The sequence below is a fragment of the Flectobacillus longus genome (genome assembly GCF_030056705.1).
In the GTDB taxonomy this organism is placed as follows: domain Bacteria; phylum Bacteroidota; class Bacteroidia; order Cytophagales; family Spirosomataceae; genus Flectobacillus; species Flectobacillus longus.
On record NZ_JASHIC010000007.1, the window covers coordinates 76,571 to 91,799 of the forward strand.

Here is a 15,229-nt window from a genome sequence, read left to right on the forward strand (position 1 = left end):
ACGCCATGAAAAAACTTTTCCTTTTTCTGAGCTTATTGATGGGAATAGGGTTTGATTCATTGAGTCAAACCCTTAGTGGAATCAACGTTCAAACGATTTTTCCCCCACCCTATAGCCCAAGACTCAAAGATTATGCGCCCGATGGTGCCAATAACTCTTTGAGAGTAATTTTGACAAATACAACTCCCAATCCAGTCGATGTAAAGCTTTTGGGAGAAATAAAAGGACAAAACAACGGCGTACGTGCTGTTACCAAAGATTCTTATCAACCCTCCTCGCCGATAACACTCCCCGGTAATGGAGTGCCTGTGGAGGTGGAGATTTTTGGCTCTAGCCAAAACTTTTTTACTGAAAATAACATCGATATTACGGGTATCGACCCCAAATCATTGATTAGTGGCTTGATTCCTCAAGGCTTCTACGAATTCTGTATCAAGGTAGCACCCTACAATCAGCGACCTGCGATATTGAATGGCAATGAGCCTCGTGGATGTATCATGATTCCCATAACGTATATCGAGCCAGCACGCTTGACCATGCCTTTATGTGATCCAGTTACACCAATTCAATCGACTAATCCACAAAATATTGTTTTTAACTGGACTCCTTGCGTGGGCAATATTGCTGGGGCACAAATAACGTATGATTTTTACCTTGTTAGAGTGCCAGAAGGACAAAATCCCAACGACGCCATTAATAACGCTATCAATAGAAATGTAGGAAATCCGTATTCAGAAAAGGATTTAGTAGCTCCCAATCTCATTTTTGGCGCTAACTATCCCGAACTCGTCAATGGACTATATGCGTGGATGGTGGTTGCGAAAGATGCTAACGAAAAAATCTATTTACAAAATGATGGAAAAAGCGAAGTCTGCACGTTTAGAGTAGGTGCTCAGGGCGAAATGCTGGCTGCAAACAGCAGTATTGTAAAATGTAAAAATACCAAATTTCCAGCCGATTTGTTGGCCGTAAAACAAAATGACTTAGTAGGTAAAACGGTAAAGATAGGCAATTTTGACATGACGATTGACCAAGCCGTGGAATCGCCAGAGGGCTGGTCGGGGAACGGACGAATTACTTGGAATTATGTGCCATTGAAGGTGAAATTTTCAAAATTGAAAATTAATGCCGCTAATCAAGCTATTTCAGGTTTGGCAAATGGAAGTGATGAAGGTTTCCAAATGCCAGGCATTACTCCTCCCGATTTATCGACGTATAAAAATATCAGTGTAGACTATCTGAAAACATACACCAACTTGCTAACAAGCAAACTTTGGAATGACCTCAAAGGGCAAATGGCTGTTTCATTGCCTATTGGATATAGCACTGGCGCTGGTTTGATAGGGGTCAATTATTTCACAATTGCGCCAGATGGTGCCGAAATGGGGGCATTACTCAATGTCAAAATGCCAGAGGATAATTCCTTTTTGTCGATGGCTGCAACTGAGATGTGTATGTTGCCTGACAAGCTTTTTCCCAAAAATGCAGTCCTTTATTTAGTCAAAGACTTTAAAGCGCCCTATACACCAATCACGTTTAAACAAAGTCATTATCCACAAAACGATGGTACGTATGCTATTCTCGACGAAGACTCGGTTCGTCATGTGCACGTAGAAGCGGAGTTGAATCTAGGGAAAAATGTGTTGGAGTTAAATGATGAAAACGGTAATACCCTAGCTGGTGATGTCATTACACAACTCAAATTTGATTTTAACAAATGGAACGATTGGGTTGCTACAGTAACAGTTCCAACATTTGGGATTAAAGATGCAGGAGGAATTTCGGTGAAAGGTTTAGATGCGTTTTATGACCATTCTGATTTTCGAAATCCCCCCAATTTCAACCCACCAGCCGAATATGATGGTGAAAGAGGTAATACTTTCAAAGGACTATATTTGCAACGAGTAGATGTATTGTTACCTAAATCGCTAGGCGGAGGAGGAAATAACCGCCTCAGTTTTGCAGCATCTAATATGGTTTTTGATAGCGACGGACTTACTGCACGTTTTACGCCTTCACGTTATCCATTGTTGGATTATACGACAGGAAAAATGGGAAAATTGGCTTTTTCAGTAGATTCTTTTGAGGTATTGATTGTCAAAAATGCCTTGATACGTGGTAATATGGTGGGTAAAATACAATTGCCGATTAGTTCCGATGTGTTAGATTATACTTGTAACCTTCGTAATGGTATAGATTCGCTCAAAATCTTGGTAAAACCCAAACCACAAGGATACAATGTGCCAGTATTTATGGCCAATATGAAAATAGCTCCGAACTCAATTTTTGTGATTGGCTTGGTAAAAGATAAAGACCCAGAGTTCTTATTTTCACTCAATGGTACGCTAACATTAGACTCCAAACCACCACTCAATATGGTCGTGCCTGACCTGACTTTTGAGAATTTCTCACTTTCAACTTTTAAAGCCTTGGGGGGCGACGAAATTGCTGGTAGCGGGATATATCTACAAACAGGTGAATGGTATCTGGAGGGAGGACTGGCAGGAGAGCATGAAAAAGACCCAGCCAATAAAGACGTAAAAGGCGGTCCTCATGAGGATATTATAATGAGCTCAGCAGTAGCCAATGGAGGTAAAGAATCAAAAATGGGAGGTTTCCCTATTCAATTGATTCCTCCAAAATTTGTAAAAAACAATATTGGCTTAGGCTTCGAATTTGGGGTGAAAGTCATGGTAGGTGGCGACGATGCCAGCTTGGCAAATGCATCTGGAACGGTACAAGTATTAGGTAGATTAGATTTTATAAATGGAAAATTAACACCTTCCTTCAAAGGAGTATATCCTTCTCGATTTACCATTGATGGACAGTTTGGTCCTGCCAATGTTAAAGGTGAATTGAAATTTTATTATAGCGATGCAAAATATGGAACAGGCTTGAGTGGATGGGGAAAGGTAAAAATTCCGAATCTGGCAACGGTCGAATCTAATATCATTTTTGGCAATACCAATGACTATTATTATGGCTATATGGATGCTTCGGTGGTGGCAAACCCAGGCTTTGTACTAGTACCGCCACTTACCTTGACAGGTTTTGGTGGAGGTTTGTATTTTAACATGAAACAAGAGGGTACAGTAGATGCTAAAATTGCTAATAAGCCGCTCACCGACGCCGAAAAAATGGAACTGAATAATGCCCCCGGTGTGACAAAGTCGGGCTTGGTGTATTCACCACAAAAAGGTGCTTGGGGACTTAAAGCTCGTGTGTATATGTCTGTGGCTGATGCCCGCTTACTGACGGCTTCGGTGGGACTTGAAGCAGGTTTTGCTAATGGTGCACTCAACAATTTTAATGCTACGGGTTCAGTCAATATCATCTGTAAAGACGGTGTTCCCGACGATCCAACTACCTTGGTAAAAGGTTCGGTAGCTTTCAATTATTTGGCACCAGGTATTTATGACGTAAACGCAGATATTACCGCAGGCATATTAGGAACAAATGTCCAAGTGCCATTGCGTGTACACTTTGACCCACAAAATTGGCATATCAAATTAGGAGACCCTCTCGATGCTCAAAAACGTATTGCATTTAATATTTTGGACTTGAATCTACCTGTTGTAAAAGCGCATCTAGGAGCAAAATTCTATATAGCGATGGGCAACGACTTGGGTGGTTTACCAGAATTACCTGCTGAGGTAAGTAATTTTATGGGTGGAGCCAACGCCGCTGCCGACCAATACCGAAATGCTCAGTATAGTAAGGTGGCGTCCAAAACGAATGTCGGTACTGACGAAGATGGACGAGTGACCTCTGTGCCTAAGTTCTCTATATTGGTAGGCGGACAACTACAAGGTAGTTTTGACGCTACTGTCGCCATTCTTTCTGTAAATGCTTCTGCTATTTTAGGCTTTGATGCTGCCTTACAATATGGTATCGAATGCGAACAAGGTGGACAAGCACTGGGCTGGAATGGCTGGTATGCCAACGCCCAAATGTATGCCTATCTCAACGGAGGAGCCTATATTGACCTAGATTCATGGTTTGCTGCTGGACGTTTTAAGATATGTGAAGTGACGGCTGGAGCAATACTCAAAGGTGGTATTCCTAATCCGATGTGGATGAGTGGTAGGGTAAAAGTCCAAGGGAATGTGTTGGGTTTAATCAAAATAAACACAGGCTTTGATTTGGCTTTTGGTGAACAATGTACCCCTGCCAACAATAAGGATAATGGTTTGGATGGTATCGAAATTATCGGAGATATTTCTCCTGCCAATGGCGAAAATGCTGTAGAAACCGATGCACCCATTACCGTAACATTCAACACTAGCATTGGGCAAGATTATGAATTAGCAATGCCTGATAATACTGTCAAAACATTCCGTTTTAAACTAAAAGAATACAAGCTTACGTATGAAGACAGTAAAAATGGCGGTCGTCTAACCACATTCGATGGCTTCCAATCACCTGAATGGGTGAATGATAATCAGCAATTGATTTTGTCGAAAAACAAACATTTTGCCTCAACTTCCAAACATAAATTCAGTATTTCATTAGGTATTGAAGAAGTTGGAGGAAAAGGTGATAATAGTAATCGTTCCGAAGAAAAAACAGTAGAGTTTTCAACAGCTAAACAACCTGATTATATCAAGTTTAGCAATGTAAATTATACTTGGCCATTAGAAGGACAAAATTATTTCTTGAAAAATCAATTACCACAAGGAGTGATCGAAGGGCAAATTCCTGATGAAGCCTTTCGTAGCACCGTAGATGGTAGCGATTCAAAATTTAGTGCTTTGTTGGCTGGAAAATATATCTACAAGGCAGTATATATTCCGAAAGATGGTGGCGATACACTCACAACAGCGGTGTATTACGACAAACAAAATCAGGTGAAATTTGATATTCCGAACAATTTACAAAATGATAAAACCTACCGTGTCGAAATCCGTAGAATTTATCAAAGTGCTGTAGGCTCAGCCATCAATCTCAATCAGCAACTTTTGGCAAGCGCCATGGTGAAAGAGAAAGTTACAGTGGCTAAAGCCTCAGCATTTTTACGAAGCCAAGAGGACTTTTTCTATATCAACAAAAATGCCCTAAATCGTTCGGCAACTTCCTCTTCTTCAATTCCTAAATCTAAGGTAATTTATGACATTGTTTTCAAAACCAGTAAATACAGTACTATCAATGAAAAATTGGCAGCTGTAAATTTCGAAAGAGCCGAATATCGAAATACCAATAATGTTCAATCCGCGGATTACTTGGTGATGGATATAAAGCCATCGAATGGAACTGCCGAAAATTTTGACGATGCTGAGTTATATGGTTACACACGAAATGGAAAAACCCAGCCTGCCTTATTAAATGTGTCGAGTCCGATGAAAGCTGGTGTAGTCAGTTTCGATACCTATATTCAAAACGAAGTGTACACGCCTTTGGTAAATTTTGGTGCCAAAGAGATAGGTATCAACTACGGTGTTCAAGAACTGAGAAAAATTGTAGGTATTGGCACACCAGATTTAGCAGTAAGTATCCAACGCCAGTCTCTGATAGGGCAAGTTGCCTCTATTGGATCAGTTAATTTGAATGCGTCTTTCAACGGTTTGCAAACTCCTGTAAATCAACCTACTTCGAATCAGCCTGCTGCTTCTGGTGGCGTAAAAGTTGCCCTCGGTAATATCAATGCGATTGGCTCATTTTTGCGTCTGGACGATATTATTGGACCTTCATTGACTTTCTTCCCATTAGAAGACGAACCTACCAGAATGTATGCTTTTGCCTTCAAGGTTGATCAAGTTGCGTATCATGATTTTTACGCAGTCAAGAATTTTGGTGAAAATATGGTCAGAACTCGCCAAGCACTGAATGCAAGTTTAGGGAATTGGAAAAATGTCTCCTTAGGTTTTGGTTCTATTTTCGGAAATATCAACGTACAAGGAACAAGTAGAAGTTTGACCTTGAATACCTCCGCCTCTACGATGGCTCGTAACTTTAGTAATGCCGATTTGGATGTGTATAGTAACTATCAGTCAGCCAGTTATTATACCTTCAAACCACGGACAGGTGGTACAACAGCCTATATTACGCTGGAGTACAAACCTCATGCAGATGCACCAACCAATAGAGTAGAGAAGACTTTCACTTTTGGTACAGCAGCATTTATGCCATCACCAATCGTAGGAGGGTATTTTAAATTTTAAGCAAAATGGGACAACGAACGTACGCGTGTAGATTTATGGATTGAAGTTTTTGATTCTTAATTATCAAGGTTTCAAATCATTTTTATTCGTAACATCAAGTTAGTTTTTTGTCCCTTTTCGACCTACTTAAAACTCATGAGTCATGAAAAAACTAAGTTATATATTCATTTTGTTATTATCCGTTGGATTGAAAGTTCAGGCGCAAAAGTCTCTCAATCCCAAGCTACAGCTCCTTGTTCGCAATTACCAAGACTCAGTCGTATTGCGCTGGGCGCCTACCAGTGCAGCGCAATGGCTTATTGCTAGTCAAAAAGGCTATCGTGTACAGAAAACGGTTATCTCAAAAGGCTCAAGTCAAGGAATGAGTACTCTTTTGACTCCTAACAAAATTCTCCCATTGACTTTTGAAGAGGTAAAATTGCGTTATTCCAAACAAGATAGTTATGTTGGCGCTGCCGTACAGTCACTTTATAATCCCAAAGCAAGCACGACTTTTCAGCAGAGTGTAGGAGGTATTATTCAAAAAAGTAATGAACAAAATAGCCGATATGCCAGTGCTATGCTATCGGCCGATTATAGTGCTAATGCTGCTACAGTGCTTGGTTTGCGTTGGGTCGATAAGACTGCCAAAAATCCCGATGATATTATTATGTATAAAGTTTGGATAGATACCGATTCTAAATCTACTCCTAAAGCAGATACTGCGACAGTGGTACTGTTTGCCAACCAGTTTACGAAAGTATATGCGCCTATAACAGCAGGCATTTTACAAGGCGACTCACAGGTTACACTTCGCTGGTATCGCATGAGTGTGGATGGTGAGTTTTCGGGATATTTGATAGAAAGAAGTGAAGATGGAAAGAATTTTAAATCTATCACGACCAATCCTTATATCCAAACACCTGTCGACGAACATTTGCTCAAACAAGATTCTTTAACCTATAGTGGTATTACCAATCCTAGTTCTTTAATTACCTATATCGATTCCAACTTAGTCAACTATCGCAAATACTATTATCGCATCGTCGGGATTGATCCATTTGGGATATCAAGTCCCGTGTCGGATATCATGGTAGGTTCGCCAAAAGATTTTACACCACCTGCAAAACCCAAAAATGTTAAAATAAAAGTTGTAGATAATAAGGAAGTAAATATTACATGGGAAAAAACAGGTAATACCAACGACCTCAAAGGCTATGTCATAGCCAAAGGCGGCTCGGTGGCTGGTCCTTTTAATTTTGTCAAAAAAGAGGTTTTATCTACTCAAAGTCTCAGTTTTACCGATGCATCACCTGAGCCTTATACAGGGAGATATTATGTGGTTGGGGCAGTAGATACCGCTGGAAATGTAAACTACGCAATGCCAGTTGTGGCAAATATTGAGGATAGGACGCCTCCAAAAGCTCCAAATACACTCACAGCTTCGGCCACGCCACAGGGGAAAGTAGTGATAGACTGGCCCGCTAGCTCAGAACCTGATGTCGCCATCTATAAAGTGTATCGAGCATATCGTAAGGATGCCAAAAATTATACATTGCTCACGCCTTATGGCGTTCCTAATTCTGAGTACTCAGATTCTATTCCAGACAAAACATTGTTGAATCGCCAACTGTTTTATAAGATAGTTGCTGTGGATATAAGCAATAATCACTCAGAATATTCACCTGTAGTTATGGCAAAACTGCCCGATACTAATCCTCCAACGGCACCTGTTTTTCAACAAATTGTTGTGGAGAAAAGTGGGATAAAACTGTTGATTGTTCCTAGTTCGAGCGAAGATGTTTCTTTTCATACTTTATATAAAAAATCATCGAAAGGAAGTTGGGAGGTGTTGAAACAATACAATGGCTTATTAACAACCTCAATCAATTATATCGATACTGACGTAAAAAATAACCAACGCTATGAGTACAAAGTGGAGGCAGAAGATTATAGCAAACTTAAATCTAAATCGGAGTTTTCTCAATCGATTTTGTATGTTGGTGAAAATGGCATTGCCAGCGTGGAAGGATTGAAAGTAAATTATGACCCCAATCAAAAGCTTGTGACTTTAGATTGGACTTGCCGTTCAAACAACGTATCTCATTTTGTGATTTATCGTGCTGAAAACAAATCAGCACTGAGTACGTGGCAGACGGTTGAAGCAAATAGATTTTCAGAAAAACTGGATAAGACTCCAAATACCTTGGATTATGCTGTAAAAGTCTATTTTAAAGATGGAACAAGCTACAAAATGAGTAATACTGTAAGTGTACAAGCAAAATAGGTTTTTCTAACTATATTCCGATTGCTTAACAGTACACAATCATTTAAGAATTTTTACATACATGAGAAAATAAATACCCCATTCTTGCAGCCATCCAAGTTTGGGGATATTTTTAGTCATGTTTTCCTAAAATACGCCTAAATTCCTCCTTGCCGACGGGCAACTTTTTTAAATTCTCAATCATCATCAGTGCTCTTTCAACCCTCAGTTGTGGTGATTTTACTCCATCAGCATGATGAATGATATAGCGTTGCATTCCTTTGCTGAGTCCTTGGAAACGAGTATATCCTTCTGGATCAGTATCAAAAACAGCCTGTAACTCTTCTGGTACAGTTGCGCCATACTCACTGTTGTCGGGAGCTAATTGTACTTCGACTACAGAACCAATCGTTAAACCAGCCTCTTTCAATCTTTTCGTGGTTACATTAATATATGCCCAGCCTTCGCCCAAAGCAACCAGACCTGCCTGCCAAGTAATATTTTTGATTGTGCATAAAAACCGTACACCCATTTTTCCTCCCAAAGCTTGAACTACATCAGGCGGAACACTCAGATAATATACTTTGAGTGGATTGTTGCGCCCCACTTCGCTCTGAAAACGTATTGTCGAAAATGTTGTCATAATACAATTTATTTTACTCACTCTAAACTAAGTAGTGATGCAAAATAAAATTTAAGAAATTGATGAGATAAAATATTAGTAATCATAAAATTACACTCAAAACTCATCACTCACAATTCAGCACACATACTTAAGTTAGTAGGCAAAATAAAATTTAAGATTGAGCTTTGGGCTTTCAGGTAACGGCTTTCGGCGGTGGGTTTTGGAAAAAGCATGGCTGTGGTTATTAAAAAACATTTTAACACTCTTTGCCTTGTGCCTGTTGCCTAGTGACTAAACACATAACTTAAATCTTATTCTGCACGATTACTTAAAAACAAATAGTGTTTTCTCAAAAATAGAGTAACGTATTTTATGTAAGGACAATTTTAAACACATCATTTTAAGCGCTACATTCTTATATCTCTGTTCAAAAATAAGCTTTCAAAAGAAAAATTCTGTGCAGTTGAAGAGATAAAAATGATTTTTGTTAATCAAAATGCTATTTTATTTGCCGTTTAATAATTAGAAAAAACATTGTTGTTAAGTGTTTATAAATCAGTTATTTTTGAGCGCCTTAATGATATCTTTCTTTGAACTTCCGCCCAAGTCAAAGAGAGTCCTAATACATAATTCTTCTCTAATAAACATAGCTAAACAACCATTAACAAATTTTTAATACCTCTATCAGATACATTATGCCTGAGTCTGTATTCTGATGGCTTAAACCTTGGAAATTATGGTGAAGAAAGGCACAATTCTGAAAGATCGGCACAATAATACCTTCGAGTTTGTCGAAGTAAGTACCGAAACAAATGGGCATCATACCAAATTAAAAGTATGTTTACAGCCTAACCAAATGGCATTAGCGTGTCATTGTCACGAAAAATCGGACGAAATCTATGAAATTTTAGAAGGAGAACTCACATACGAAGTCAATCACAAAAAAATGATTGTATCTTCTGGTGAAACAATCATTTTGCCCAGAGCCCAAGCTCATAGACACTACAATGAGTCAGATAAGCCAGTAGTGATGTACTATACCATTACACCTTCGTACGACATTGAACCTTTGATTGAGACAATGATTACAATGTGGCAAAATGGCAAAATAAGAAATGGAAATGCTAATTTTTTGCAAAGTATGGTATGGGTAAATTACATGGAAAGTAAGATTTACTTTGAAGGTTTATCCCAAAAAACACAAAACTTTTTAGCTCATATTTTAGCACCAATTGCTTCAATTTTTGGCTACAAAAAGTTTTATCATAATTAAATAGTGTCAAAGGCACAAAGTGTGAGAGTAGATAAGTAGTTTAAGCAGAAGTCATACCTAATTTTAGGATTAGGATTATTCTCCAAGTTTTTATCAAAACAGCGGTCGGAAAATATTTTCCGACCGCTGTTTTGATAAAAACATGCTAGATATGATTCATGTGCTCAATCAACATTCACTCAATTTTATTTAACCCCAAATAACGGATATACTTTTAACAGATAACTGCTGGTTACTTATTGTCAATGACTACATTAAAAACTACGTCTTTTTCGTCTTTGATGAGTCTCTTTACTCCTTTTATTTCTAACCTATTTCTACTGAATTCTTTTAGTTCAAATAAATCAGTGTGAGTGGCACTGTAGGCATCTAAGTTTTCAATTGCTTTGCTTTCCGACCACGTTTTTCCTCCATTACTAGAATACGCATATCTCAACTGTCTGAAGTTAATCACCATATTGCCTTGAGGTTCTGCACGTTTGCTTCTGGGAGCATTATCTGTATTGTTTTTAGATGAAACATCATCACTCATTTTAAATGGATTAGGATTAGCATGTACCACAGGTTTTGTTAAAAAAACAACATATAAAGTTCCATTCGAAGTCTCAAGTATTTTGACGGGTCCCAAAACATCTAAGTTATAATCGCTTGCAACAACACTGGTGGTAATATTAGTTTTTTTATTTAATAGGTATTTTTTGACTTTTATTGATACCAAATCTGATTTCTCTTTCTCTATGGTGGCAACAAAAAGTCCTCCTTTTTTATCTAAAAAAGTACCACTTGTGTTCAAATGCTGGCTTTGAACTTTATTGGTGAGCGTTAAGATTAAGAATACGCAAAAAGAGGCAAAATATGTTTTCATGTCAGTACAAGTTAAAAAAGAAGGTGCTTGAAATTACTTTCAAACACCTTGATAACGAAGTTCTTATACTATTCTTGTGCAGAGGATTTATAAACGCCAAATTCAGCTAAATACACTTTTGCTAAAGCATCTTTGATTGTTAATCTTACTTGTGCACTTTTAGTTACAGGAAACCTTAACAAGCGCTTATGCCCTACTGTGGTACTTTCGGCTAGCTTTTGCCAAGCTTTGCCGTCCCAATATTCTACCAAAAATGCCTTAATTCTTTGTCCTTCAGCTATATTTTCTTGAATCGCAATTCTGTCAAACTCTTTTTCACCATCTAGTTGTAAAATTAAAGGCTGATTTACATCCAAGACTTTACTAGTGCTTAACTTTTTGTCAATCAAAAGCTTATGTTTTGGGCTTACTAAATTATGAGCGAATGTTTCATTTAAAATGGCTCTAAACTTCTGAATGGCGTTCACATCAGTTGTTTCTAGTAAACCATCACGATTAGGAGGTATGTTTAGCAACAACAAACTGTTTCTTCCGACCGATTGGTAATAGAGATTAACCAAGTTTTGCGGCGTTCTAACTTTGGTATTTTCTTTTTCGTGCCAAAACCACCCCGGACGAATCGAAACGTCCGTCTCGGCAGGTATCCAGTCTGGACCTTTTTCATCACCCGTATTCAAATAATGCTCATTGGCTTTCCCTGGTGCTTGTCCTGCATTATTGATAGTCGACCAACAAGTTTCGCCAGCGTTTCCTTTTTCATTTCCAACCCAACGAACATCTGGCCCTGCATCCGAAAACATCACCGCTTTAGGCTGAAGCTCACGAACCATTTTCCAATAGCCAGCAAAATCATACTCCATATTTTTAGCATTCTCACCTTTGGCACCATCAAACCAAACTTCAGCTATTTCACCATAATTAGTCAATAATTCTCTCAACTGGCTTTTGTAATAGGTATTATAGGCGTCAGTCCCGTAACTTTTTTCATGTCTATCCCAAGGAGAAAGATACACGCCAAATTTGATTCCAACAGCTTTACAAGCTTCAGAAAGCTCTTTAACGATATCCCCTTTCCCGTTTTTATAAGGACTGTTTTTGATAGAATGTTCGGTATATTTTGAAGGCCAAAGACAAAAGCCATCGTGATGCTTGGCCGTAATGATAGCAATTTTGAAGCCTCCAGCTTTCAAGGCTTTTGCCCATTGCATGGCATCCAGCTTGGTAGGATTGAAAATCGAAGGAGACTCATCGCCTTCGCCCCACTCTTTATCAGTATAGGTATTCACTGTAAAGTGCAAAAAGGCTGTAGTCTCTAATTGTTGCCAAGCCAATTGTCTGGCAGAAGGTTTGGGTAGTGTTCCAGACACTTGCCCCTGAGCGGTACAAGCTGCCAAAAGTAACGGTAATATGTATTTTTTCATGGTTGAAAATTGAGGTAGGATAAAAGTATTTTTCTCGATAGTCTTAATTCCTGTTAAAATACTCATGAATGTTGGATAAAACATAAGAAGCCAGTTCCGACAGTGATTCATATCATTGTAAAAAGCACTAAAAAAGCATTAATTCGCAAACAAATTGATAAAACGCGAAGTTCGCTATATATTTGAAAGATTTTCGTCAAAAAATCCCCGAATCTTGAAATAGTCACATTAACAATAACAACTAAACAATTACCAAACTAATGGCATATCAACAAGATTTTACCTATGTTACGGGCACAGAACCACACCGTACTCGTACACGTGAAATTGTAAAAGCTCACCCAGAAGTAAAAAAACTTATTACCAAAAACCCCATGACTTTTGTTTGGATTCTAGGCTGTGTATCAATGCAAATTGGTATGGCTTACCTAGTGAAAGACCAAGCTTGGTGGGTTATTTTGGCTGCTGCTTGGCTTATTGGTGCATTTCCAACGCATACACTTTTTGTATGTATCCATGAGGCTGCACACAACTTGATTTTCAAAAAACCATCTTGGAATGTTTATGCAGGTATCGTAGCAAACTTCCCTTCATTGGCGCCAACAGCTATTTCATTCAAAAATTACCATTTGAAACACCATGCTTTTCAAGGTGTACACGAATTAGATGCAGACTTACCAGATCACTGGGAAGCAAAATTGATTAACAACTATTTCATCGGTAAAGCATTGTGGTTGTTATTGTTCCCAATTTTCCAAGCTATTCGTACATTGCGTTGTTTAGAATTGGCTGTATTCGACCGTTGGGTAATTATGAATATTGTTTGCCAATTGGCATTTGATGCAATCATTGTATATGCAATGGGCTGGCCTGCATTAGGTTACATGGGTGCAAGTTTTATGTTCTCGGTTGGTTTACACCCACTAGGTGCTCGTTGGATTCAAGAACACTATTTGGTATTGGACAAAAACCAAGAAACATACAGCTACTATGGCGCATTGAATGGTGTTAACATGAACGTTGGATATCACAACGAACACCACGATATGCCATCAGTACCTTGGAATAACCTTCCAAAATTGAAGGCTATCGCTCCAGAATTTTATGACAACTTGAAATATCATACTTCATTTACGAAGTTGTTCTTTACTTTCTTGTTTAGCCAAGAAGTAGGGCTTTATTCACGTATCGTCCGCAAAGAAAGAGGCAAAGTTACTTTGGATGACAACTCAACACCAGATGTTCAGTTGTTACAAGGAAAGTAATATTTAGTATTAATTACAAAACCCCTCGTTTAATCTGATTAGACGAGGGGTTTTTGTTTTATGTAATACGTGGATGAAATTTAGTAAGTGTTGAAGATTGATTTTTGGGACACATATTCGAAAATCTTATATTTGTTTAATGCTGTCTTATGCTTATTATTTTCTAAATTGTTAAAATGAGACTATTACTCTTATTGGTTGAAAATGAGAAGATTTATCCTGATAATTTCTTTAATCCTGTGTATAAAATGCTCCTACGGACAGAATTATTTTGATACCGATGGTTTGAATAATACTAATAATATCTACTTGTTTACACTAAGAGAGTATTGCAAATCTATTGATTCAACCACAACTAGTGTTGTTTATGTCAGAAACGACAATTTCATTGGCGAAAATTGGCCAAGACGTATTCGTTGCTTTACTATTGTATATTTAAAGAATGAGTTTGATTATTTGGAGGCTATTCGAACAAGTAACGGACATATTATTGTGCTTGGAATAAATCCTTTCGAGTTTAAAAGTGGAGAGTTTTTTTGCAGTATAATACCATTTTTTACAACCTATAATAATAACATTTTGAACCTATCTAATAATGGAGCCCTAGTTATTTATTTTGGATATAATGACAAAAAAAAGAGATTATATTACAAATATAAAAAGCAGATAGGAATATAAGATTTAAGAGATATTTAATCTTTATGAAAACAGCACTAATACTCATTTCTATATTTTGTTTCTTTGCCTGTCATACAGAAACTACACATAAAAAGAATATTATCCTTCTTCCAAATCATAACGATACCATAATAAGATTGCAGACTCCCATTGTCACAGAAAATAAGCCTCAAGAAGATAAATATTATACATATTTTGTAATTGTGGCAGATACCAGCTTAAATTACTTTACTCTTCATAAGAAAATGTTTGAGCTGCATAGAAATTTCAATATTCCGATTGACACAATGGGACGATATTTTAATAAGGACAAAAATGTAATCGCATTACCAGATAATTCTGAAGATGAAATGTATGCAGGAGAATATTTGCCAAGGCGTTTTCCATCAAGCGATTTAAGCTTAGAGTATCTGAAGTTTTATCAAAGCCAAGCAGATAATAAAACAATAGCTTTGGTTACAGGCATATATGAATCAGAAAAAGAAGCCGATAGTGTATTGGCAGTTTTATATAAGGTCGAAAAGAAAGTCTTCAAAATAAAAGCTAAAATTTATGAAGACTGTGTACACTAGCAATAATAGAACGTTTCTCCGCTAGTGCTGGACTCCTATCCAGCATTCTCTTGTTCTAAGGATTCTATCCAAAATTTCTGCCAATCCAAGTTATCAAATAAGCTACAACTGCTCCTAAACAAAATAC

At 37.8% G+C, this 15,229-nt stretch carries 8 protein-coding genes; 5 read left to right on the top strand and 3 right to left on the bottom strand.

Features of this window, described 5'->3' with window-relative positions:
* The first annotated feature begins 5 nt into the window (after positions 1–5).
* Together QM491_RS06660 and QM491_RS06665 are read left to right on the top strand one after the other, a co-directional pair.
* Entirely contained in the window at positions 6–6,158 is a 6,153-nt protein-coding gene (locus QM491_RS06660) for a hypothetical protein (protein WP_283326545.1), read from the top strand.
* A 142-nt stretch (positions 6,159–6,300) separates the two neighbouring features.
* The gene (locus QM491_RS06665; RefSeq protein ID WP_283326547.1) at positions 6,301–8,424 is read left to right on the top strand and encodes a fibronectin type III domain-containing protein; all 2,124 of its coding nucleotides are present in this window, start codon (positions 6,301–6,303) and stop codon (positions 8,422–8,424) included.
* Positions 8,425–8,536: 112 nt separating this feature from the next.
* Here the strand turns inward: QM491_RS06665 and QM491_RS06670 are convergent, their stop codons facing one another.
* The gene (locus QM491_RS06670) at positions 8,537–9,046 is read right to left on the bottom strand and encodes a DUF1905 domain-containing protein (protein WP_283326548.1); all 510 of its coding nucleotides are present in this window, start codon (positions 9,044–9,046) and stop codon (positions 8,537–8,539) included.
* A 718-nt stretch (positions 9,047–9,764) separates the two neighbouring features.
* Between QM491_RS06670 and QM491_RS06675 the strand changes: the two genes are divergently transcribed.
* Positions 9,765–10,301, top strand: a complete 537-nt coding sequence (locus tag QM491_RS06675) for a cupin domain-containing protein (RefSeq protein WP_283326550.1) — start codon at positions 9,765–9,767, stop codon at positions 10,299–10,301.
* A gap of 232 nt (positions 10,302–10,533) precedes the next feature.
* On the opposite strand, the gene QM491_RS06680 is transcribed toward QM491_RS06675, so the two are convergent.
* Positions 10,534–11,166 (bottom strand): sialidase family protein, encoded by a 633-nt coding sequence (locus QM491_RS06680; RefSeq protein WP_283326552.1) that lies wholly within the window; start codon positions 11,164–11,166, stop codon positions 10,534–10,536.
* A gap of 68 nt (positions 11,167–11,234) precedes the next feature.
* Complete coding sequence (locus QM491_RS06685; protein WP_283326554.1) at positions 11,235–12,587, bottom strand: alpha-L-fucosidase; 1,353 nt, start codon at positions 12,585–12,587, stop codon at positions 11,235–11,237.
* A gap of 260 nt (positions 12,588–12,847) precedes the next feature.
* Between QM491_RS06685 and QM491_RS06690 the strand changes: the two genes are divergently transcribed.
* Positions 12,848–13,852 carry a fatty acid desaturase gene (locus tag QM491_RS06690; RefSeq protein ID WP_283326555.1) on the top strand — a complete coding sequence of 335 codons (1,005 nt, stop codon included), beginning with the start codon at positions 12,848–12,850 and terminating at the stop codon, positions 13,850–13,852.
* 701 nt (positions 13,853–14,553) lie between these two features.
* On the top strand, positions 14,554–15,102 hold the full coding sequence (locus QM491_RS06695) for a hypothetical protein (RefSeq protein ID WP_283326557.1): 549 nt from the start codon (positions 14,554–14,556) through the stop codon (positions 15,100–15,102).
* Positions 15,103–15,229 lie beyond the last annotated feature (127 nt).